The sequence below is a fragment of the Streptomyces sp. NPDC111744 genome (assembly GCF_055634995.1).
In genome coordinates, this window is sequence record NZ_JBVKCG010000006.1 from 87,385 (window position 1) to 109,298 (window position 21,914).

The 21,914-nt window shown below is 71.7% G+C and carries 21 protein-coding genes and 1 pseudogene; 13 read left to right on the forward strand and 9 right to left on the reverse strand.

Going from position 1 to position 21,914, the window contains the following annotated elements:
* Window positions 1-20 precede the first annotated feature (20 nt).
* The 3 genes from ACZ7OO_RS15440 to ACZ7OO_RS15450 all read right to left on the reverse strand — a co-directional run bounded on the left by ACZ7OO_RS15440 (window position 21) and on the right by ACZ7OO_RS15450 (window position 4,855).
* The gene (locus ACZ7OO_RS15440) at window positions 21-1,715 is read right to left on the reverse strand and encodes a nickel transporter (protein WP_471505053.1); all 1,695 of its coding nucleotides are present in this window, start codon (window positions 1,713-1,715) and stop codon (window positions 21-23) included.
* On the reverse strand, window positions 1,712-3,121 hold the full coding sequence (locus ACZ7OO_RS15445; RefSeq protein ID WP_471505054.1) for a tetratricopeptide repeat protein: 1,410 nt from the start codon (window positions 3,119-3,121) through the stop codon (window positions 1,712-1,714). The genes ACZ7OO_RS15440 and ACZ7OO_RS15445 overlap by 4 nt, the downstream gene beginning before the upstream one ends.
* Before the next feature lie 204 nt (window positions 3,122-3,325).
* Window positions 3,326-4,855, reverse strand: coding sequence for a DUF4331 domain-containing protein (locus ACZ7OO_RS15450; protein WP_471505056.1), 1,530 nt, complete (start codon window positions 4,853-4,855; stop codon window positions 3,326-3,328).
* A 206-nt stretch (window positions 4,856-5,061) separates the two neighbouring features.
* Here ACZ7OO_RS15450 and ACZ7OO_RS15455 point away from each other — a divergent pair, with 206 nt between their 5' ends.
* From ACZ7OO_RS15455 to ACZ7OO_RS15465, 3 genes are all read left to right on the forward strand, one after another.
* Entirely contained in the window at window positions 5,062-5,604 is a 543-nt protein-coding gene (locus ACZ7OO_RS15455) for a sigma-70 family RNA polymerase sigma factor (RefSeq protein ID WP_471505058.1), read from the forward strand.
* Entirely contained in the window at window positions 5,601-6,404 is an 804-nt protein-coding gene (locus ACZ7OO_RS15460; protein WP_471505059.1) for an anti-sigma factor, read from the forward strand. Before ACZ7OO_RS15455 ends, ACZ7OO_RS15460 begins: the two co-directional genes overlap by 4 nt.
* A 126-nt stretch (window positions 6,405-6,530) precedes the next feature.
* Window positions 6,531-6,800: a hypothetical protein gene (locus tag ACZ7OO_RS15465; protein ID WP_352220104.1), complete on the forward strand. Its 270-nt coding sequence runs from the start codon at window positions 6,531-6,533 to the stop codon at window positions 6,798-6,800.
* 15 nt (window positions 6,801-6,815) lie between these two features.
* On the opposite strand, the gene ACZ7OO_RS15470 is transcribed toward ACZ7OO_RS15465, so the two are convergent.
* From ACZ7OO_RS15470 to ACZ7OO_RS15480, 3 genes are all read right to left on the reverse strand, one after another.
* On the reverse strand, window positions 6,816-8,012 hold the full coding sequence (locus tag ACZ7OO_RS15470; protein ID WP_471505061.1) for a CaiB/BaiF CoA transferase family protein: 1,197 nt from the start codon (window positions 8,010-8,012) through the stop codon (window positions 6,816-6,818).
* Between the two features lie 70 nt (window positions 8,013-8,082).
* The gene (locus ACZ7OO_RS15475) at window positions 8,083-8,859 is read right to left on the reverse strand and encodes an ABC transporter permease (protein WP_471505062.1); all 777 of its coding nucleotides are present in this window, start codon (window positions 8,857-8,859) and stop codon (window positions 8,083-8,085) included.
* Complete coding sequence (locus ACZ7OO_RS15480; RefSeq protein ID WP_471505064.1) at window positions 8,856-9,791, reverse strand: ATP-binding cassette domain-containing protein; 936 nt, start codon at window positions 9,789-9,791, stop codon at window positions 8,856-8,858. Before ACZ7OO_RS15480 ends, ACZ7OO_RS15475 begins: the two co-directional genes overlap by 4 nt.
* 63 nt (window positions 9,792-9,854) lie before the next feature.
* On the opposite strand from ACZ7OO_RS15480, the gene ACZ7OO_RS15485 reads away from it, so the two are divergent.
* Window positions 9,855-10,562 (forward strand): TetR/AcrR family transcriptional regulator, encoded by a 708-nt coding sequence (locus ACZ7OO_RS15485; protein ID WP_471505066.1) that lies wholly within the window; start codon window positions 9,855-9,857, stop codon window positions 10,560-10,562.
* A gap of 19 nt (window positions 10,563-10,581) precedes the next feature.
* Here ACZ7OO_RS15485 and ACZ7OO_RS15490 read toward each other — a convergent pair whose 3' ends face one another.
* From ACZ7OO_RS15490 to hmgA, 3 genes are read right to left on the reverse strand one after another with little or no spacing between them, the layout of a single operon-like run.
* A complete protein-coding gene (locus tag ACZ7OO_RS15490) occupies window positions 10,582-11,733 on the reverse strand; it encodes a type ISP restriction/modification enzyme (protein ID WP_471505068.1) in 1,152 nt (383 codons plus the stop codon).
* Window positions 11,734-11,745: 12 nt separating this feature from the next.
* Window positions 11,746-12,495, reverse strand: coding sequence for a GntR family transcriptional regulator (locus ACZ7OO_RS15495; protein WP_352220101.1), 750 nt, complete (start codon window positions 12,493-12,495; stop codon window positions 11,746-11,748).
* Window positions 12,496-12,521: 26 nt separating this feature from the next.
* Window positions 12,522-13,877, reverse strand: a complete 1,356-nt coding sequence (gene hmgA / locus ACZ7OO_RS15500) for a homogentisate 1,2-dioxygenase (protein WP_471505070.1) — start codon at window positions 13,875-13,877, stop codon at window positions 12,522-12,524.
* A gap of 156 nt (window positions 13,878-14,033) precedes the next feature.
* Here hmgA and ACZ7OO_RS15505 point away from each other — a divergent pair, with 156 nt between their 5' ends.
* From ACZ7OO_RS15505 to ACZ7OO_RS15545, 9 genes and pseudogenes are all read left to right on the forward strand, one after another.
* Window positions 14,034-14,603, forward strand: coding sequence for a hypothetical protein (locus ACZ7OO_RS15505; protein ID WP_471505071.1), 570 nt, complete (start codon window positions 14,034-14,036; stop codon window positions 14,601-14,603).
* A gap of 64 nt (window positions 14,604-14,667) precedes the next feature.
* Entirely contained in the window at window positions 14,668-15,285 is a 618-nt protein-coding gene (locus ACZ7OO_RS15510) for a TetR/AcrR family transcriptional regulator (protein WP_471505073.1), read from the forward strand.
* Between the two features lie 68 nt (window positions 15,286-15,353).
* Window positions 15,354-15,674: pseudogene (locus tag ACZ7OO_RS15515) on the forward strand (citrate:proton symporter); the annotation flags it as partial.
* A gap of 23 nt (window positions 15,675-15,697) precedes the next feature.
* Window positions 15,698-16,942: an MFS transporter gene (locus ACZ7OO_RS15520; RefSeq protein ID WP_471505074.1), complete on the forward strand. Its 1,245-nt coding sequence runs from the start codon at window positions 15,698-15,700 to the stop codon at window positions 16,940-16,942.
* Between the two features lie 101 nt (window positions 16,943-17,043).
* Window positions 17,044-17,808, forward strand: a complete 765-nt coding sequence (locus ACZ7OO_RS15525; RefSeq protein ID WP_471505075.1) for a hypothetical protein — start codon at window positions 17,044-17,046, stop codon at window positions 17,806-17,808.
* The gene (locus tag ACZ7OO_RS15530; protein ID WP_471505077.1) at window positions 17,795-18,442 is read left to right on the forward strand and encodes a class F sortase; all 648 of its coding nucleotides are present in this window, start codon (window positions 17,795-17,797) and stop codon (window positions 18,440-18,442) included. Before ACZ7OO_RS15525 ends, ACZ7OO_RS15530 begins: the two co-directional genes overlap by 14 nt.
* Window positions 18,443-18,878: 436 nt before the next feature.
* Window positions 18,879-19,331 (forward strand): DUF3574 domain-containing protein, encoded by a 453-nt coding sequence (locus tag ACZ7OO_RS15535; RefSeq protein ID WP_471505078.1) that lies wholly within the window; start codon window positions 18,879-18,881, stop codon window positions 19,329-19,331.
* A gap of 88 nt (window positions 19,332-19,419) precedes the next feature.
* A complete protein-coding gene (locus ACZ7OO_RS15540; RefSeq protein WP_471505080.1) occupies window positions 19,420-20,808 on the forward strand; it encodes an aldehyde dehydrogenase family protein in 1,389 nt (462 codons plus the stop codon).
* A 13-nt stretch (window positions 20,809-20,821) separates the two neighbouring features.
* On the forward strand, window positions 20,822-21,910 hold the full coding sequence (locus ACZ7OO_RS15545) for a Zn-dependent alcohol dehydrogenase (RefSeq protein WP_471505081.1): 1,089 nt from the start codon (window positions 20,822-20,824) through the stop codon (window positions 21,908-21,910).
* The last annotated feature ends 4 nt before the right edge of the window (window positions 21,911-21,914 follow it).

Sequence of the window (21,914 nt, forward strand, 5' to 3'; positions counted from 1 at the left end):
GGACTCATCACAAACGTAACTCAGCCCAGTGCGGATGCGGCCCCCTTGAGCACCAGTCCGGCGCCCAGGGCCACGACCACGAGCGCCGAGGCGAGCGGGATGGTCCTGCGGACCAGCGTGGCCATGGGGTGGGTGGTCCAGCGAGGGCGTTTGTCCAGCACCCGGGTCATTCCCGTACCCAGCCTGACGACGGCGAATCCGGCGGCTGTCAGCGTCAGCGCGAGACCGACGCCGTAGGCGACGACGAGGAGGAGCCCGAACCAGGCCTGCCCGAGGGCGGCGGCACCGACGAGCACGACGACGGCGGACGGGCTGGGGACCATGCCCCCGGCGAAGCCGAGAAAGACCGTGCCGCGCAGCGTGGGAGCCGTGGGATGGGTATGGGTGAACCCGCCGTGACTGTGCGGCGTGTCGGTGTGGCCGGCGCTGGGGCCTGCGCCCACGGACCCCCCTTCGGCCTGAACGGCCGCGTCCTCGATCTCCCCCAGAGGGGGTACCGGACGGGCTGAAGCGCGTGGCCGGGCGCCTTCGTCATGGCCATGAGCATGGCCGTGCTCATGAGGGTGGTCGTGGGTGTGGGCGCGGGCGTGTTCGTGCGCGCCGACCACGGCCAGTTCCCGTTTCTCGGCCACCTCGTGCTGGTCGTCGTGATCGTGGTGATGGTGGTGGCCGTGGGCATGCGTCTGCTCGTGCGCCCTGTTGTGCCACGCCCTCCGTGCCAGGTTCACCCCCGCCACCAGGACCAGGGCGCCGCTCGCGATACCCAGCCAGGCGATCACCGACGGCGTCGCCGCCGAGCCGGCCGTCACCAGGACGCCCAGGGCCACCACGCCCAGCGTGTGGGTGACGGTGACCGACGCGGCCAGCGGGAGGACGTCGCGGAGGCGGGCGCGGCCGCCACGGGCCGCCGCTGTCGCCGCCATCAGCGTCTTGCCGTGGCCCGGCGCGAGTGCGTGCATCGCGCCGAGGCCGATCGCGACGCACAGCGCGAGCGCCGCGAAGCCGACGGTGAGGTGGTTGCGGGCGACCAGGTCGGTGAGGGCCTGGGTCCAGCGGTCTACGCCCCTGGGAAGGATCGCGGCGCCCGGCGCGTCCTGGCGTTCCTCCGCGAGAGCCGGGCCGCCCGGCCGTATGCGCACGGCGGCGGTCGTGATGTCCGCCGGGGAGGAGAGCAGGTCCTTGGGGTAAGTGGTGAGTTCGTGGGAGACGGACGTCTTCGGTACGTCCGTCCTGGTCAGCGTCATCCGGTCCCCGCGCGCGGTGATCTCCCGCCAGCCGGGACCGGTGGTGGTGCCCTCGCTGTGGAAGGAGAGGGCGGCCGTGGTGCCCTTGGGGAGGGGAGCGGTGAAGCGGCACTCGACGCGGAGGGTGTTCAAACCGGCCTGGCCCGGGCGCAGTTCGGCGTGGCTGGTCCGGACGTCGACGGCGGTTGCCCTGCCGTCGACGGTGAGCTTGCTGCCGTCGGCCGCGGTCGCGCAGCGCTGCTCGGCCCACTTGGCCGTGCCCAGCCGCTTCAGGTCGGGCTTGACCTGGGTCGCCGGGATCTCGGCCAGGTCCTCGACATGGTCGACGCGGAGCTCGCCGGGGGCGGCGACGAGACCGTCGTACCGGTTGACGGTGAAGTTGCCGAGCGGGTGGGCGCTCGCGGCCGTGGCCGGGAGGAGCGTGAGGGCGCAGGCCAGGACGGAGAGGGCGGTGATGCGGCGGAGGTTCACTTCGAGGCCTCCAGCGCCTTACGGGCCGTGCGGGCGCCCAGCGGGGAGAAGCCGGGGTTGAGTTTCGGGGCCTTGGTGAGGGCGGCCCGGCCGGCCGCCTTGTCGCCGTCGGCCAGTTCGATCATGCCCAGGTGGTAGATGAAGGAGGCGTTGCGGTAGCCGGTGGCGGTGGCCCGGCGGGCGTACGGCAGCGCTTCCTTGTCCTTGCCGTTGACGTGCAGCGCCCAGGCCAGCGCGTCCGCCGTGTGCACGGTGTGACGGCGGGCCCACTCGGCGCGGGCGGCCTTCAGGGCCTCGGCCTTGTCGCCGTGGTCGGCCGCGGCGAGGGCGGTGTCGAGGTCGGCGTTGACGCCGTTGGCGCGGGCGAGCGCGATCCAGGCGTCGACCAGGGCGTACTGGTCCGCGGCCTTCGCCTTGTCGCCCTCGGCGCCCCGGTCCTCGTACAACTCGCCCAGTTCGACGAGTGGTTGGGGCAGCGGGTAGCGGGAGACGACCAGTTCCATGCCCTTGATGGCGGCGGCCCGGTCGCCGCTCGCCGCCTGGGCGCGGGCCCGGCCCTCCAGCGCGGGGAGGTAGTTCTCGTCGGCGGCCAGGGCGCGGGCGTAGTAGTCGAGCGCGCTCTTGTAGTCGCCCTGGTTCCAGGCGAGCAGACCGAGCTGCGCGGCCACGTAGGCGATGTCGCCCTTGGAGGTTGCCGTGGACAGCGCCTGTCGCAGCACCTGCTGGGCCGTCTTCACATCACCCCGCAGCTCCCGCACATACGCGTAGCGGGTGAACACCGGTACGCCCGGCTTGCGTTGGTCGGCCAGGTCGGCCGCCTTCGCCGCCTCGTCGTAGCGGCCGAGCTCGACCAGGGCGTCGACACGGGAGGACAGGGCGCCCGCGCTGTAGGGGTTCTGCTTGAGGGCCTGGTCCGCGTAGCTGAGCGCCTGCGCGAACTGGTGCCGGGCGGCGGCGAGCGCGGCCTCGCCGGCCAGCGCCTGGTCGTTGTCCGGGGTGATCCGGAGGGCGCGCTCGAGGGCCTTCTCGGCCTGCGGGTAGCGGGACGGATCGCCCTTGGTGCGCGCCTGCTCGACATAGGCCAGGCCCAGGGTGGCCCAGCTGTCGGAGTCCATCGGCTGGGTGCGGAGATGGGCCTGGAGGGAGGCGATGCTGGTGTCGAGATCCCCGCTCGCCAGCAGCGCCGGTGACACGGCGCTCGACGCGGCCACCGGTGCCGTACTGCCGTCCCGGGCGGCTCCGAAGGCGATCGCCCCGCCGGTCAGCGCGATGGCCAACAGCGCGGCGGAACCGGCGAGTTGAGCCCGTCGCCAGTTCCGGCCTGCGGCGGCGAAGCGGCGCAGGGCGGTGACCCGCTCGTCGTCCTTCGGTTCGGCGGGCTGCTTGTCGTTCGTACCCGGGGCCATGCCCTCTCCTAGTAGCTGTCGCATGGGGTGGCGCGGCCCGCGCCGTGGGGGATTGGGTGGGTGCGGGCCGCGCCAGTAAGTGAGGGGCGCATCAGCGCCCCGTGAGGGGCTCGGGGCTGCGTGGGATGAGCGGCTACCGCCGCGTGGGCGCGACCAGCCATGAGCGGCCCGCAGTCACCCGGCTACCTCACACCGCAACGGCGCCTAGTACGGCCGCTGCATCCGACGCCGCCACCAGCCGAACGCCGTACCGATCAGCAGCACGCCCGCCGCACCCGCGGCCGCGGACCCGGCGATCAGCGTCGTGTTGCTGCTGCCGGAGCCGGACAGGGCGTCACCCAGCGCGCTCTTCGTGCTGCTCCCGGCGGCCGTGCCCTTGGCGAGCGCACCGCGCGAACCGGACGTCGGCTCGGCCACGTACGGGAAGTACTTCTCGAAGCCCTTGTCGTTCTTGTCGACCGCGTCGCCCAGGTCGTTCTTGGAACCGACCAGTTCGCCCTCGACGACCTGGAGCGCCTCGTCGATCACGTCGTCCGTGAGCCGGCGCCCGTTCGGGAAGCCCGCGTTGTCACCGTCCAGGACACCGAGCCGCTTGGGCTTCGCGGTGGGCTTGATGGACGTGTTCAGGCGGAGCATCTCCGACGGCGTCGCGTACGGCTGCTCCTGGTTGAGGCCCTTGACGCCCTTGAGGAACACGTCGACGAGGTCGTTGCGGGGCTCGGACGGCGCCTTGATGTTGTAGATCGCCTGGATGAGCTTCGGCAGTTCCGGGTTGGTCACGTTCTTCAGGAACTGCCCGTCGTCCTTGGGCTGGGACGCGTTGAACTTGTCCTTGTCCTTCTGCGGGTTGACGACCTCGTTGACCAGCGGGTTGCCGAGGCGCGAGACCTGCGTGTAGTAGCCCTGCGCGTTCCTGCGCTGGGTCGTCGCGTAGATGCCGACGGTCGGACGCGACGCCGACTGCCGGATCAGGGAGTTCGGCACCTGCAGGGCGATCGTGTTGACGTTGTAGCCCTTGAGGGTGTCCCGGCCGACCTCGCTCAGGTTGCCGCCGTACAGCAGGTCGAAGACGCGCAGGTCGGCGAAGAACGGGTCGTCCGCCTGGCCGGCGAAGGTGGCGCCGCCGTTGACCGTCTTGTAGATGGCCTGGGAGCGCAGCTTCCCGTAGTCCGGCATCGACGCCTTGCCGACGTCCGACGGAGCCGCCGGGATGTTGCCGGCGATCCTCGTCGTGTGCTGCTGCCTGCCGTTCTTGAGTTTGATCAGGTCGAGGTTGTACGCCTGTGTGACGTTCAGGTCGGGGTCGGTCAGGTTGTCGACCACCCCCGTGTTGTAGAGGAACGTCTTCTTGTTCTTTATCTGCGTGCGGAAGGTGTAACGGAAGATCAGGTCGTCCTTCGCGTCACCGTTGTTGTCGATGTGGATGTCGTACTGGGCGTCGTCGGCGAACTGGTAGAAGTTCGGGCCGCCGGCCGGTTCCTCGAAGGGGATGTAGTCCGACACGATCGTCGTCGTGTCGGGCTTGTCCGGGCTGACGAACGCGTACAGGTCGGTGTTGTCGTACTGGGGGGTGCCCGAGATGAGCGGGGCTTCCCGGTGGGAGGAGGCGGAGGCCGCTCCCGGTTCCAGCGCGGCGACGCTGGCGGCTGTGATCCCGCCGGTGGCCAGTGCCCCACAGACGAGCGAGACAAGGCCCTTGCGCCCCGCGCCGCTCCTGGAGATTAGAGGTGTCATGCCGTCCGTCCCTCGGTCCCAACTTGCTTGACGGACGGGTATACGGAGCAGGACGGCCGATTGGATTGGTCCGAGGGAAAAAATCTTTTCTTCCTGCTCGACCCGCGTTCTCGGCCCTTGCGTACGTACTTCTGCCGGAGGTGTGTCAGTTGCGAATGCCTGGTGTGGGAGGACGGGCCGGGTGCGGCCACAGAAGGGGGAACGGGGTGGAGGCGGACGAACTGCTGGTGCTCGTCGCGGCCGGCGACCAGAAGGCGTTCGAGGACCTCTACGGACTGGTGTCCGGTCCGGTGTTCGGACTCGTACGACGCGTGGTCCGTGACCCCGCCCAGTCCGAGGAGGTGGCTCAGGAGGTGCTCCTGGAACTCTGGCGTTCCGCACCCAAGTTCGACCCCGGCCGGGGCAGTGCCCTCTCCTGGATCCTCACCCTCGCCCACCGCCGCGCCGTCGACCGGGTGCGCAGCGCCCGCGCGGCCGGCGAACGCGAACAGCGCGAGGCGCTGCGCGCGGGCGAACCGGCCTTCGACCAGGTCGCCGAGGAGGTGGAGGCCGGCCTGGAGCGCGAATGGGTACGCCGCTGCCTGGACCGCCTCACCGCCCTCCAGCGCCAGTCGGTCACCCTCGCCTACTACGACGGCTACACGTACCGTGAGGTCGCCGAGCGGCTCAGGCTGCCGCTGGGCACGGTCAAGACACGGATGCGCGACGGACTGACCCGGCTGCGCGACTGCCTGGGAGGTGCCGCATGAGCCTGGTCGGCCGGCTGCTGTACCGCGAGGACCTGCACTCCCTGGCCGCGCCCTACGCCCTGGACGCCCTGGAGCCCGGCGAGCGGCGCCGGTTCGAGAAGCACCTCGGGGACTGCGACCGGTGCGCCGCCGAGGTCCGGGCGCTGACCGAGGACGCGGTACGGCTGGCCTGGTCCGCGGCGGCCCCACCGCCCCTCGCGATGCGCGACCGCGTCCTGTCCGCCGTACGCGCCACCCCGCAGGAACCGGCCCCCGGCCGTGAGCACGTCCCCAGCCTGCCGCCGCATGTCTGGGGTGCGCAGCCCCCGCCGCCGCGCAGACGGCCGCGCCCGCTGTTCGTGCCGTTCGCCACCGCCACCGCGGCCGCCGCGCTGGTCGTCGCCTCCCTCTTCGCGGTGCAGGCCGGCCGGACCCAGGACCAACTGGATGCCGAGCGGGCCCAGTCGCGTGAGATCGCCCACGTTCTGGCCGCGACCGATGCCCGTGCGACCAGCAGTAAGGACGCCCAGGGCCGAAGTATCGGAGCGGTGGTCTCCGCATCGGCGGGGCAGGCCGTCGTCACGCTCAGCGGATACGGGACCCTGCCGAAGGGGCGCGTGCACCAGCTCTGGCTCATGCGCCCCCGTGTGCAACCGCGCTCCCTCGGGCTTTTCAAGGCCGACGCGCCCTTGGTCGCCACGGGTCTCGACAAGTCCGCTACATCACTCGCCGTAACCGTCGAGCCCGCGGGCGGCTCGGCGCAACCCACCAGCCAGCCAGTTGTCCAACTCGCCCTGAAATCGGCTGGATTCGGAGAGTAGTCGCATAGGGGTCGTCAACAGCCTTGCGGGAAAGGTGAATCCTGTGACCGCGATACACGAGTGCCTCATCGGGGCGATAGGGTTACCCTGCCCGGGCCGGGTGGACTCGTACGGGTGGGGAGTGACATGGAGCAGATAACACGCAGCAGGGCGAGGGTTCCTGCGATCACCTGCGGGAGCAGCGCGACCAGTTCGCGCCTCGACCGCCATCTGTCGGTACTGGCGGGTCCCGCCATACCGCAGCAGCAGGCGGTCGAGGCGACGTCGCTGATGCGTGAGCTGACCGCGCGTGAACCCGCGCAGCGCAGCGACCGGGGTGCGCGGGTCAGCCGCGTCTCCCTCTTCGCCCCGCTGCGTCGGCTGCGCCGTTCGCTGTTCGGCGGCAACAAGCACTGACCACCAGGCTCGCGCTCAGGCAGCCACACCGTCCCGGCGCAACGCTGCTATCTCGGCGTCCGTCATCCCCACGGCACGCAGCAGCGCCTCGGTGTGCTGTCCGAGCGCGGGTACGTCCCCCATCCGCGCCTCGTCCCCGCCCGGCAGCGTGATGGGCGGCAGCAGCGCACGCAGCGGCCCGACCGGCGACCCCACCTCCCGCCACCGCTCCCGGGCCGCCAGCTGCGGATGCTCCGCCACCTCGTGCAGATCCCGCAGCCGCGCGCACGCGATGCCCGCGGCTTCGAGGCGCCCCAAGGCCGCGTCGGCGCCGACCGCCCCGAGGGCCGTCGCGACCAGCTCGTCGGTCCGCGCCCGGTTCGCCACCCGCGCCGCGTTCGTCGCGAACGCCGGATCCGCACCCAACTCCGGCCGTTCGATCACCTGTTCGGCAAGCCGCCGCCACTCCCGGTCGTTCTGCACCGACAGCAGCACTCGGCCGCCGTCCGCGGTCGCATAGGCGTCGTACGGCGCGATCACCGCGTGCGCCAGACCGGTGCGCTCGGGCGGGGTCCCGCCGTGCAGGGTGTGATGCAGCGGATGCCCCAGCCACTCGGCCAGCGCGTCCAGCATCGACACCTCCACAGGACCGCCCCGCCCGGTCGTCCCGCGCCGCACCAGCGCCGCGAGAACGCCCGAGAACGTGTACATGCCCGCCGCGATGTCCGCTGCCGGAATCCCGGCCTTCACGGGCTGCTCCGGCGTCCCGGTGACCGACACGAGGCCCGCCTCGCACTGCACCAGCATGTCGTACGCGCGTTTGCCGGCGTACGGCCCCGACGCGCCGTATCCGGAGATGTCCACGGCGACCAGCCGGGGATGCGCGGCGCACAGCGTGGCCGCGTCGAGACCGAGCCGGGCGGCGGCCCCGTGCGCGAGGTTCTGCACGAAGACGTCCGCGTCCGCGACGAGCCTTCTCACGACATCCAGTCCGCGCGGGTCCTTCAGATCCAGCGCGATGGACTCCTTGCCCCGGTTGCACCACACGAAGTGCGAGGCGAGCCCGTGGGCGGTGGTGTCGTAACCGCGAGCGAAGTCGCCGCCGTCGATCCGCTCGACCTTGACGACCCTGGCACCCAGATCGGCGAGCTGCCGGGTGGCGAAGGGCGCGGCCACGGCCTGTTCGACGGCGACGACGGTGATGCCCTCCAGGGGCAGCGGGAGACGGTCCATGGGCTGGATCATGTCCCGCGACCGGCCCTTCTGTCAGCAGCACCGCTGCTGCCGAGTGCCGCGGGTCGGGTCAGCCGCGGCCGTACCGGCGTACGGCCGACGGAAGGAAGACGGCGATCAGGAGCACGCTCCAGGCGAGCGAGCCCGCGACCGGGTGGGCCACCGGCCAGGCGGCGCCCTCCGGGACGGGCGCGTTGCCGAAGAGGTCGCGCAGGGCCGTCGTCACCGCGCTGATCGGGTTCCACTCGGCCAGGGTGCGCAGCCATCCCGGGAGGTTGCCGGTGGGAATGTAGGCGTTGGAGAGCAGTGGCAGGACGAAGGACGCCGCGCCGAGCTGACCGGCCGCCTCCTCGCTGCGGGTGAGCAGGCCGAGGAAGATGCCGACGGTCGTGCAGGCGAACCGGAACAGGAGCAGCAGGCCCACCGCGCCGACGGCCGCGACCGCCGACCCCTCGACCCGCCAGCCCACGGCAAGGCCCACCGCGAGCAGCGGCACGGTACCCGCCGTGGTGACGACGAGATCGGCCACGGCCTGCCCCAGCGGTACGGCGGCCCGGCTCACCGGCATGGTCCGGAAGCGGTCCATCACACCCCGGTGGGTGTCCTGGGCGGCCTGGAACATCCCGGTCATGACCCCACCGGCCGCGGTCGCCACCAGCAGCCCCGGGACGAGGAAGGAGCGGTACTCCGGGCCCGGCATCGCCAGCGCACTGCCGAAGACATAGCCGAAGAACAGCAGCATGTTGACCGGCATCATCTGGGTGAGGACCGCGAGGCCGGGGCTGTTGCGGACCCGGCGCAGCTGCCGGCCCACCATCGCCACACCGTCGTACGCGAGCGTGCTCATACGGGGTTTCCCGTCAGTCGGAGGAAGACGTCGTCCAGGGTCGGCGGTCTGAGGGTCGCGTCGAGCAACGGCACTCCCGCCGCGTCGAGTTCGCGTACCAGACGGGGGAGGGTGAGCGTCGGGTCGGTGGTGAGAGCGCCGACGGTGTGCCGGTCGTGGTCGAACCGGGGCTCGGTTCCGGTGAGGTGGTCGAGAACGGCGGCGGCCTTCGCCAGCGCGTCCGGATCGGCGACCACCGCCTCCGCGTACCAGCCGATGAGCGCCTTGAGTTCGGCGGGCGTGCCGGTCTGCGCCACCCGGCCCTCGTCGATCAGCACGATGTCGTCGGCGAGTTGGTCGGCCTCCTCCAGGTACTGCGTGGTCAGCAGCACGGTCGTACCGGCCGCCGCCAGCTCCCGCACCGCGTCCCAGATGCCGTTCCTGCTGACCGGGTCGAGGCCGGTGGTGGGCTCGTCGAGGAACAGCACCTCCGGCCGGCGGACCAGGCTCGCCGCGAGGTCGAGACGTCGGCGCATACCGCCCGAGTAGGTGGTGGCCTTGCGGTCGGCGGCCTCGGTGAGGCCGAAGCGGTCGAGGAGTTCGGCCGCCCGGTCGTTGGGCCCCCGGACCCGGTGCAGCCGGGCGAAGAGACGCAGGTTCTCGCGGCCGGTGAGATCGCCGTCGACCGAGGCGTACTGGCCCGTGACACCGATGCTGCGGCGCACGGCCGCCGCCTCCCGTACGAGGTCGTGCCCCGCGATGTGGGCGGAGCCCGCGTCGGGCCGAAGGAGCGTGGTCAACAGCCGTACGGCCGTCGTCTTCCCCGCCCCGTTCGGCCCGAGCAGTCCGCAGACCGAGCCCTGCCGGACGGCCAGATCGAGGCCGCGCAGGGCGTGCACAGCGCCGAAGCGCTTCTCCAGACCTTCACTAAGTACAGCGTACGTAGTAGCCATGGCTCGACCATAGCGCACTACGTACGCCGTACGTAACTAGCATGGGGGGCGAGGTGATGATCGATGTCAGTCCGAGGGGCCGAACCCGAGGTGATCTGGGCCCGCCCCGAACGGGCGGGGCGGGGGCCGAGGCCCGCGTTCACACGCGCCGACATCGCGGCGGCCGCGGTGCGGGTCGCCGATGCGGAGGGGCTGGACGCCGTGTCGATGCGGCATGTGGCGGCCGCGGTGGGGTGCGGGACGATGTCCCTTTACAACTACGTCCCCCGCAAAGAGGACTTGTACGAGCTGATGGTTGACGCGGTCAGCGCGGAGCACGAGCTGTGGGAGCCGACGGGGGACTGGCGGGCCGACATGCTGCGGGTCGCCGAGCAGACGCGGGAGCTGATGCACCGGCATCCCTGGGTCCCCCGTCTCATGTCGCCGGTCTACGGGTTCAGCCCGCATGCGCTGCGGTATCTGGAGCACTGCCTGGCCTGCCTGGATCCGCTGGACGCGCCGTACGGGACGAAGCTTGAGCTGGTCGCCATGCTGAACGGGGTGGTGACCACTTATGTGCGCAACGAGATCGACACGGCCGAGCGGGCTCGGAGTCTGCCGTGGTCGGAGGAACAGGAGAACGCGGTGCGGATCGCCTATCTCGGGGGGCAGATCGCCTCGGGGGCGTATCCGCGGATGGCCGCGGCGTTTGCGGAGGATTCGGGGCCCATTGATCTGGAGGGGGTCCTCAGGCGGGCTCTGGAGAGGGTTTTGGACGGGTTCGCGCCGTAGGCCGCGGGGTCGTGGCCGGTCACAGCAGCGTGAGCTGGCCGGCCGGTCCTTCTTCCGTGTGCTCCAGGATCGATGCCGGTTTGCGGGACGCTTCCGGCGGTGGGAGTACGCCCGCTGCCGTCAGGTCCGTTGACGTGATCGGTGCCTTGATCTCCAACTCGGCCTGTCGGTCGCGCACTTCGGACAGCAGGGCCAGGACCGTGATCAGTTCGAGCAGGTCCGACGTCCATGACTGGGGCCAGGTCTGCGGAGTGATCGCCGCCAGGGTTCCCGGTTCCGCCGTCGTCGTCCGTGCCGCGAACCACGCCTCCAGGATCTTCACCTCCCCCATCGCGAACTCCCACGCCTCCGGTGGCACCGGGGAGATGCGGCCCTCGTCGATGCGGAGGGTCTCCTCCTGCGGGTCGTAGCGGATCGTGAGCGGGCGGGAGGGTAGAGGGGCCCGGACGTAGGGGCGGCGGCCGCCCGGGAGCTTGGGGCGTTCGCCGTCGCGGCGGAGCAGCCAGAGGGCTCGGCGGCCCAGCTCCACGCCCTGCGACCAGAGGTCGGGGTCCTCGGTGAGCGGGACCGTGTGGTCCGGACGGATCGTCGCCACCGCCCAGGCCAGGACGTCCAGCGGGGTGAGAGCGCGGTCCAGGCGGTCGGCCAGGTACCTCAGCAGGCCCGGTGCCAGATTCGGTTCCGTGCCGCCGGGGCGGCGGTAGAGGGGGCGGATGCGGCCGGCGCGCAGAGTGGGGAGGAGGGAGGTCGCCAGCAAGGGCATGCCCTCCGCCGACTCCACCGCGAAGATCTGGTGGTCGTCCGCCGTCCGCCACAACTCCGGGCGGGCCGTGTCGATCAGGCGGTGGTCCGGGATCAGCCACTGTTCGTCGAAGGGGGCCGAGAGCACGCGGACCGGGTCCGGACAGAGGGACGAGGCCTGCTCCAGCCGCTCCGTGCCGGTCGCCCGGCCCGGGAGCTGGGCCACCGCCGAGTGGACCGTCCGGGCACGCGTCGGTTCGAACAGGGTCTCGCGGTGGGGGCCCTCGGCCTTGAGGAGGGCGTCCCACCGGGCCCTGAGGGTCGCCGGATCGGGGGCCGTCGGCCACCCCCGGCCGAGCCGTAGTGGTGCGACGGACCACGGCATGAGGTCCGCAAGGAGCGGAACGTCGTCGTGCGTCACGCCCGGCATCGTACGACGGGTTCAGGTGGCGTCGAGGGTGACCGTGAAGGAGAAACGGTCGCCCCGGTAGTGGATGACCGCCAGGTCCAGGACCCGGCCGGCGGTGTCGTAGGTGACACCCGTGTAGTGCAGGATCGGGCTGAGGAGGGGCACCTGGAGCAACCGGGCCGTCTCCGGGTCGGCCAGGCGGGCCTCGACCGTGTCCGTGATGCGGCTGATGTCCGCGCCGACCACATCGCGGAGCACCTTGGTCATGGGCCGGCGGGCCAGGTCCTCCGGGTCGATGCGCTCGGCCAGTTCGGGGCGGACGTGGTTGCGGGCGTGGTTGGTCGGCTCGCCCGTCTGTTCGTCACTGCGCAGGCGGTGGTACGTCGCCACCTCGTCGAGATCCGGGAAGTACTCGGTGAGTTCGCCCGTCACGGGTGCCGTGCCGTGGTCAAGCAGCTCGGCCGTCATACCGGACTGCTGGGCCACGATCGCGTCCACCGAGCCGAGCAGCCGTACCGGGGTGCCCCGCCGGGCGTCCGGTTCGATGAAGGTGCCCCGGCGCCGGTGCCGGCTGATCAGGCCCTCGTCCTCCAGCTCCTTCAGCGCCTGCCGCATGGTCAGCACGCTCACGCCGTAGTGCTCCGCAAGCTGTTCCTCGGTGGGCAGCCGGAGCGGGTCCCGGGGCGAGCGGCCGAGTATCGAGGCGCGCAGTGACTGCGACACCTGATACCAGAGCGGCAGCTTGCGGTTCAGGACGATCGAGTCAGGGGCGAAGGAGGTCACGGGCCATCCGTACCGGTAGGGGATCTTCAGTGCAAGGGCCGGAAGTGGCGTTCCAGGCCCTGCCACACGTCGTCGTAGCGCTGCTGCAGATGCTCGGCGGTCGCCGCCTGCGGGGTGAGCGTCACCGGCCAGCGGGTCTCGAACATGAAGGCGAGGCCGTCGTCGACCTTCTGCGGACGCAGCTCGGCCGCGCTCGCCCGGTCGAACGTCTCCCGGTCCGGGCCGTGCGCCGACATCATGTTGTGCAGGGAGCCCCCGCCGGGAACGAAGCCCTCCGCCTTCGCGTCGTAGGCGCCCTCGATCAGGCCCATGTACTCGCTCATCACGTTCCGGTGGAAGTAGGGCGGCCGGAAGGTGTTCTCGCCCACCAGCCAGCGCGGGGCGAAGACCACGAAGTCGACGCCCGCCAGGCCGGGAGTGTCCGACGGGGACGTCAGCACCGTGAAGATCGACGGGTCGGGGTGGTCGTACGAGATGGTGCCGATCACATTGAAACGGCGCAGGTCGTAGAGGTACGGCACATGTGTGCCGTGCCAGGCGACCACATCCAGTGGGGAGTGGTCATATGTGGCCGTCCACAGGTTGCCGCAGAACTTGTTGACCACCTCCACCGGGCCCTCCACGTCCTCGTAGGCGGCGACGGGGGCCTGGAAGTCCCGGGCGTTGGCGAGGCCGTTGGCGCCGATCGGGCCCAGGTCGGGGAGGCGGAAGGGCGAGCCGTAGTTCTCGCACACATAGCCCCGGGCCGTGGCATCCAGCAGGTCCACACGGAAGCGGACTCCACGGGGGATCAGCGCCACATGTCCCGGCTCCACATGCAGCAGGCCGAACTCCGTGCGCAGCAGCAGTCCGCCGTGCTCGGGGACGATCAGCAGCTCGCCGTCCGCGTCGGAGAAGACCCGCTCCATCGAGGAGTTGGCGTGGTAGAGATGCACGGCCATGCCGGTGCGCTGGGTCGCGTCGCCGTTGCCGCCGAGCGTCCACAGACCGGCGAGGAAGTCCGTACCGGGCGCCGGCTCCGGCAGCGGGTTCCAGCGCAGCCGGTTCGGGTCCGGGGCGACGTCCGTGAAGGGGCCGGTGCGCAGCGACCCGTCGCCGGCGGCCCGGGTGAACGCCGGGTGGGCGGCCGAGGGGCGGATCCGGTACAGCCAGGAGCGGCGGTTGTGGGCCCGGGGCTCGGTGAAGGCCGTACCGCTGAGCTGCTCCGCGTAGAGGCCGAGGGGGGCGCGCTGCGGGGAGTTGCGGCCCTCGGGCAGGGCGCCCGGCACCGCCTCCGAGGAGTGCTCGTTGCCGAACCCCGAGAGATACGACAGTCCCTCGGCGGTCTTCCGCGCTCCCTCACGCTCGAACACGCCCGCGCGGGAGGTGCCCCCATCCCTCATGATCGCTCCTTGGCCCTCTGAGTCCCGATTCCTATGTATCACCGTAGGATTGAGTGGGGGCGGGTGCAAGAGGGCCGGGATCATCCCAGGGTCGTACGGCGAGAACCCGACTTCAGGGGGATCCGGTCGCCGACGCGCTGTTCTACGCTCCCGGGCATGTCGTGGACGCGTGGACTGCCGGGCGCGCTCGCGGTCTGCGTGCTGCTGCTGGTCGCGGCGGCGGGTTGCGGGACCGGGGAGGCGCACGAGCAGCGGGAGACGGGGTCGCCCTCACCGGTGGGCAAGATCCTCCACGACACGGACGAGAGCGGACGCCACTACCGGGAGATCGACAAGAAGCAGGCGCCCGAGGTGGACACGGTGGTCACGCCCGACAGCGCCGGCGGCTGGGACGTACGGCTCGACGTGCACCGCTTCCGCTTCTCCCGGGCCGGCACCACGGCCCGGGCGGTCGCAGGGAGCGGCCTCGCCTACCTCTTCGTGGACGGCGACCTGGTGACCCGGCTGCGCACCCCCGCGTACCACCTCCCCGCCCGGCTCGTCCCGCACGGCACCCACCACGTCACCGCCCGGCTCTACGCGGACGACGCCACCGTGTGGGCGGTGCACGGCAAGCCGGTCGAGAGCACGGCGGACGTCACGGCGTCGGGCGCGGAGACGGCGAAGGCGGCACCGACGGCCACGCACGGGGTCGTGGCCGGCACCCACGGCACGTCCCTCGGATGAGTGCATGGGCCATCTGTCTCCGTACTGGGGGGCGAGGTTCACCTGATCCCTGCGGAAAGGCATCATGAAGCCCGTGCCCCAAGCGCCCTCGCTTCGCAAAGCTCCCGTCCAGCGCCGCAGTGCGGAACGGCTGACCAGGATTCTCGACGCCTGCGCCGACCTCCTCGACGAGGTGGGCTACGAGGAGCTGAGCACCCGGGCCGTCGCGGTGCGGGCCGGGGTGCCCATCGGCTCGGTCTACCGGTTCTTCGGCAACAAGCGGCAGATGGCCGACGCCCTCGCCCAGCGCAACCTGGAGCGCTACGCCGAGCGGGTCACCGAGCGCCTGAAGGACGCACCGAAGGGCGACTGGCGGGCGGCGATGGACGCGGTCCTCGATGAGTACCTGGCCATGAAGCGCACCGCCCCCGGCTTCTCGCTCGTCGACTTCGGCAACCAGATCCCGGTCGGAGCCCGCCATGCCGAACCCAACCGCAGGGTCGCCGACCGCCTCACCGACCTGCTCTCCGCCTACATCGGCCGCGCCCCCGACGAGGCCCTGCGCCGCACGTTCCTGGTGGCCGTGGAGACCGCCGACACCCTGGTCCACCTGTCCTTCCGGATGGACCCGGAGGGTGACGAGGCGATCATCACGGAGACCCGGGAACTGCTGCGGGCCTATCTGGCGCGCGTCCTGGACTGACGACGAAACCGCCCGTGTTCCAGCGACAACCCTGTGACCTGGAGTTTTGCGCTTATTGCTCGCGTGTCATGGGCCCGCACATGGCCCTCGTCACCGGTGTGCTCAGCATTCCGCTCACGTACTTCATGTCGAACGACGGCTTCTACTTCGGCATCCTCCCGGTCCTCGCCGAGGCGGCCCAGGCCCACGGAGTCTCCTCCGTGGAGATCGCCCGAGCCTCGATCATCGGCCAGCCGCTGCACATGTCCAGCCCGCTGGTGCCCGCGGTCTACGTCCTGGTCGGCATGGCCAAGGTCGAGTTCGGCGACCACACACGCTTCGTCGTCAAGTGGGCCGCGCTCACATCACTCGTGGTGCTCGGGGCAGGAATCCTGTTCGGGATCATCTGACCTGTTCCACGGAGGACTTCACCATGGCGCCCGGCAGGAACCGCGGCTGGCTGCTCCGCCTCGTCATCGCCTTCGGCTTCGCGCAGGGGGCGGTGTCGATGGCCCGGCCCGCCGTCTCCTACCGGGCGCTCGCGCTCGGCGCCGACGAACGGGCCGTCGGTGTCATCGCCGGTGTCTACGCGCTGCTCCCCCTCTTCGCCGCCGTACCGCTCGGCCGCCGTACCGACCACGGCCGCTGTGCGCCCCTGCTGCCGGTCGGAGTGGTGCTGATAGCCGGTGGCTGTGCGCTCAGCGGGCTGGCGAACTCCCTCTGGGCGATGGCCCTGTGGAGCGGGGTGATGGGCCTCGGCCACCTCTGTTTCGTGATCGGCGCCCAGTCACTGGTGGCCCGTCAGTCGGCCCCGCACGAACAGGACCGCAACTTCGGTCACTTCACCATCGGTGCGTCGCTGGGCCAGCTGGTCGGGCCGATCGCCGCGGGTGTGCTGATCGGCGGCCCCGACATGGCGGGCAGCAGCGCGCTCGCCCTCGTGGTGGCGGGCGCGGGGGCGGCGATCGCGTTCACCTCGCTGTGGCGCATCGAGGACCGTACGGCGGTCACGTCCCGTCCCGAGAAGGGCGGCCGCGTCCAGGTGGGCGGCATCCTGCGCGCCCGGGGTGTCCCGGCCGGCATGCTGATCAGCCTCTCGGTCCTGTCCGCGACGGACATCCTCACCGCGTACCTCCCGGTGGTCGGCGAGCACCGGGGTGTCGCGCCGGCGGTGATCGGCGTGCTGCTGAGCGTGCGGGCCGGGGCGACGATCGCGTGCCGGCTGGTCCTCACGCCGCTGCTACGGCTGCTCGGGCGGCCGGTGCTGTTGACGGTGACGTGTTTTCTGGCGGCCGTGCTGTGCGCGGGGATCGCACTGCCGGTGCCGGTGTGGGTGCTCGGGCTGATGCTCGCCGCGCTCGGGTTCTGCCTGGGAGTCGGGCAGCCGCTGTCGATGACGACGGTCGTCCAGGCCGCGCCCGACGGCGCCCGGTCCACCGCGCTGGCCCTGCGTCTGACCGGCAACCGGCTCGGCCAGGTCGCCGCCCCGGCCGCCGCGGGCCTGGTCGCGGGCGTGGCGGGGGTGGCCGCGCCGTTCGTGATGCTGGGGGCTTTGCTGCTGCTGTCGGCGGGAGTGGCGGTGCGCGCGCCGGGGGCGGTGGGGCCGTCCGAGGATGCCGGTCCGGTGCCGCGGACGGGGCGCAAGGGTTCGGCGTTGCGCCGCACGAGCGATATCTGACGGCGCGTCGGGCGTTGATGCCACGGTCCGTGGAGTGCATGAGTGACAGTCCAGGCGAAAGGCCGATTTGTATGAAAATCGTCTAACTTGGAGGAGCCTGCATGCCCACCCTCACACTTCCACGCTCCGCCGCTTCCCGTGCGGGTGCAACCGTCGTCCTCAGCGCCCTCGCCGTGGCGGGCGCATCGTGGGTGGCTGCGCCGAACGCGGTGGCCCAAGGGGAGAACGGCGACATCAGGATCCACCGTGTGGGCGTGCCCTTCGGCGTCTCGAAGGACGACCCGGCGGTCTGCAAGTTCTATCTCGACGCCGTCAACTTCGACGTCCTCACCGCCATCGCCTACACCATCACGCCGCAGCCCCCGCTGCCCACTGCCGCCACCGTCGCCGGCACCATCCAGCTCGCGGGCGGCGCCGGCCATACCGACCCACTGGGTCTGGCGGACGGCCAGTACAAGATCACGTGGGTCGTGGGCGGCGTGGGCGGCGCGGTGAAGGAGAAGGTCTTCCGGGTCAACTGCCATGACGGAAAGCAGGACGGAAAGCAGGACGGGGAGCACGGCCAGAACGGCCCGAACGGCCAGGGCGGCCCCAACGGACCGGGCGATCCGAACGGTCAGAATGGCCCGAACGGTCAAAGCGGCCCGAACGGGCAGATCGAGGACAACCAGCGTGGCGAGGCGGGCTGGGGACAGGGCGGCGACCACAACGGCCCGCAGGGCGGGGTGCACGCGGGTGGCGGCGGCCTCGTCGACACGGCGGCCGCGTTCTCGCCCGTGACCGCCGCCGCGGCCGTGGGCCTGGTCGCGGCCAGCGGTGTGGTGTACGTCCGGCTGATCCGCCGTCGGCCCCATGGCGCCGCGTAGGCGCAGACGCAGGCCCTGGTACCGGACCCGCGCCTACCGCCTCGCCAGGACGGCCCTGCTGGCGATCGTCCTGGTGACAGTGGTCCGGTGCGGGGGGCACGACGGGCCGGGCGCGGGGCGGGACGAGTCCGACGGGGCCCGTCCCGCGGCCCGGCCCATGCCGCCGCCCCGCCCGCTGCCCCGGTCCCGGCCGACGTCGTTGCGCATCCCCTCCCTGGGCGTCGACGCGCCGGTCATCGGCGTCCGGCTCGACCGGGGCCGGCAGTTGGAGACCCCGCCGGTCGACAAGCCGAAGCTGATCGGCTGGTACCAGGGCGGCGCCACGCCGGGCGAGTCCGGCCTCGCGGTCGCCGTCGGCCACCGCGACACAAGGACGGGGCCCGCCGTCTTCGCGGCGCTCGCCCAGGTGAAGCCCGGCAAACGGATCGAGGCCAGGCGTGCGGACGGCCGTACCGCCGTCTACACCGTGGACCGGGTGAAGGTCTACGACAAGGCCGGCTTTCCCGACAAGGAGGTGTACGGTCCGACCCGGCGTCCGGAAATCCGCGTGATCACCTGCGGTGGCCTCTTCAGTCGGAGGACGGGCTACACCAGCAACGTGGTGGTCTTCGCCCACCTGACCGCGACGGAGTGACCCGGCGGTGCGGGCGGTTGAGCGCACCGCCGCACCGCCGCACCGCCAAGTCGCCGACAGTCGCTGGGGCCCCGCCCCGAGCGCCGAATGTCACCGTCCGGGGGAGCGGTCCAGCAGGTCGGCAGCCCGCGCGCGGTCTACGCCCTGCCCCGCAACACCTTCGTCGCCGCCTTCATCGGCACCCCGCGTTGTCAATCTCCTGCGCGCCCGGTACCACGACCGGTCCCTCCCCGCCTCGAACTGCCGGGAACCGGTGTACAAGTGCCACCTCCGCCCCCTGCTGCACCCGCAGCAGCCTGTGCTCCAGGGACAGTGGTTCTTCTTCGATGAGCGCGGCGGCGAATCTGCCCGTCCCCGGCGCGGCTGCCCGACCGGGATGGGTGAACCCCGGCCGGAATCGGGGACTTGTCAGGGCCGAACCCCCTAGGAAGGGGGCATGCGTACTCATTCGCTCCGTAACCGGTCGGCCCTGGCCCTGGCCGGAGTTCTGCTCGCCGGTACCCCTGCCGCGTACACGGCGTTGGCCGACGACCGGCCGGCGGCCGCGCCGACGCGTGGCAAACCCTACGTCGAGACACGGCTGTTCTTCGGCACGGGCCGGCCGGACGGTGGCCCCGCCGTCACCGACCGGCAGTTCACGGCCTTCGTCGACAAGGAGATCACCCCCGACTTCCCCGACGGGCTCACCGTGCAGAGCGGGCGCGGGCAGTGGCGGGACACGCGCGGCACGATCGAGAAGGAGCGGTCGTACGAGCTGATCCTGCTGTATCCGGAGTCGGTGGCGAAGGGCAGCGACCGGAAGATCGAGGAGATCCGGCGGGCCTATGAGAAGGCGTACGCGCAGGACAGCGTGGGACGGGTGGACGAACGGGCCCAGGTCGACTTCTGACGGTCCCGCCACGCACCTGTCTCTGGCGCCGGAAAACTATCGCCGCTAGTTTGTGAGATCGGAGACAGCCCCGCCGGGAGGAAGCAGCATGAAGGCACACGACGGCCTGTACATCGACGGCGCCTGGCGCGCCGCCGAGAGCCAGGACGTGATCGAGGTCGTGAACCCGGTCGACGAGCAGGTCATCGGCCGGGTCCCGGCGGGCGGTGCGCTGGACGTCGACACCGCCGTACGCGCCGCCCGTGCCGCTCTCCCCGTCTGGGCCGCCACCCCGCCCGCCGAGCGTGCCGCCCGGCTCGGCGCGCTGCGCGACGTCCTGGCGGCCCGCAAGGACGAGATCGCCGAGACGGTCACCGCGGAGCTGGGTTCGCCGCCGCAGTTCTCGCAGGCCGTCCACGCGGGGCTGCCGATCGCGGTCGCGGGCTCCTACGCCGAGCTGGCCGCGACCCATCCCTTCGAGGAGAAGGTCGGCAACTCGACCGTCCACCAGGAGCCGGTCGGTGTGGTGGGCGCGATCACGCCCTGGAACTATCCGCTGCACCAGATCGTCGCCAAGGTCGCCCCTGCGCTCGCCGCCGGCTGCACGGTCGTACTCAAACCCGCAGAGGACACTCCGCTGACCGCCCAGCTGTTCGCGGAGGCGGTGGCCGAGGCGGCCTTCCCGGCCGGTGTGTTCAACCTGGTCACCGGCCTGGGCCCGGTCGCCGGGCAGGCTCTCGCCGAGCACCCCGGTGTCGACCTGGTCTCCTTCACCGGCTCCACGGCCGTCGGCAAGCAGATCGGTGCGGTGGCCGGCGCGGCCGTGAAGAAGGTGGCCCTCGAACTGGGCGGTAAGTCCGCCAACGTCATCCTGCCGAGCGCCGACCTCGCCAAGGCCGTCAACGTCGGGGTGGCCAACGTGATGTCCAACTCCGGCCAGACGTGCAGCGCCTGGACGCGGATGCTGGTGCACACCGACCAGTACGCGCAGGCGGTGGAGCTGGCGGCTGCCGCCGCCGCCAAGTACGGCGAGCGGATCGGGCCGGTCGTCAGCGCCAGGCAGCAGGCGCGGGTACGCGGTTACATCGAGAAGGGCATCGCGGAGGGCGCCCGGCTGGTCGCCGGCGGTCCCGAGTCCCCTCGCGAGCAGGGCTATTTCGTCAGCTCGACCGTGTTCGCCGACGTCACCCCCGAGATGACCATCGCGCAGGAGGAGATCTTCGGCCCGGTGCTGTCGATCCTGCGCTACGTGGACGAGGAGGACGCGCTCCGGATCGCCAACGGCACGGTCTACGGGCTCGCCGGAGCCGTCTGGGCCGGGGACGACGCAGAAGCGGTGGCCTTCGCCCGGCGCATGGAGACCGGGCAGGTGGACATCAACGGCGGCCGCTTCAACCCCCTTGCGCCGTTCGGCGGTTACAAGCAGTCGGGCGTCGGCCGCGAACTCGGCACGCACGGCCTCGCCGAGTACCTCCAGACCAAGTCCCTTCAGTTCTGAGGAGGTCGCTCTGATGGCCACCAAGGTCCGAGCCGCCGTACTGCCCGCCGTGGGCGCCCCGCTCGCGGTCACCGAGATCGACCTCCCGGACCCCGGCCCCGGCCAGGTCCGGGTCCGCCTCGCCGCCGCCGGTGTCTGCCACTCCGACCTCTCCCTGTCCGACGGCACCATGCGGGTGCCCGTCCCGGCGGTCCTCGGCCACGAGGGCGCGGGCACGGTTGTGGCCGTGGGGGAGGGGGTCACCCGGCTGTCACCCGGTGACCCGGTCATCCTCAACTGGGCGCCCTCCTGCGGACGTTGCCACGCCTGCGCGCTCGGCGAGGTCTGGCTGTGCGCCAACGCCCTGGCCGGCGCCGCCGAGGTCTACGCCCGTACGGCGGACGGCACCGACCTCCACCCCGGCCTGAACGTCGCCGCGTTCGCCGAGGAGACGGTGGTCGCCGAGTCCTGCGTCCTGCCGCTCCCCGCCGGCATCCCGCTCACCGACGCGGCCCTCCTCGGCTGCGCGGTGCTCACGGGCTACGGCGCCGTCCACAACTCGGCGCGCGTCCGCGAGGGCGAGACCGTCGCGGTGTTCGGCGTCGGCGGCGTGGGCCTGGCCACGGTGCAGGCGGCGCGGATCGCGGGCGCGTCCCGGATCATCGCGGTGGACGTCTCGGAGGAGAAGGAGAAGCTGGCCAGGGCCGCCGGGGCCACCGACTACGTGGTCGCCTCCGACACCACGCCCCGCGCGATCCGCGCCCTCACCGGCAAACAGGGCGTCGACGTCGCCGTGGAGTGCGTCGGCCGCGCGGTCAGCATCCGCGCCGCCTGGGAGTCCACCCGGCGGGGCGGCCGTACGACGGTGGTCGGCATCGGCGGCAGGACGGAGCAGGTCACCTTCAACGCCCTGGAGCTCTTCCACTGGGGCCGCACCCTCTCCGGCTGCGTCTACGGCAACTCGGACCCGGCCCGCGACCTGCCGGTGCTCGCCGGACACGTCCGGGCGGGTCGCCTGGACCTGGGCGCGCTGGTGACGGAACGGATCGCCCTGGAGGACATCCCCGCCGCGTTCGAGAACATGCTGGCGGGCAGGGGCGGCCGCGCGCTGGTCGTCTTCTGACCGT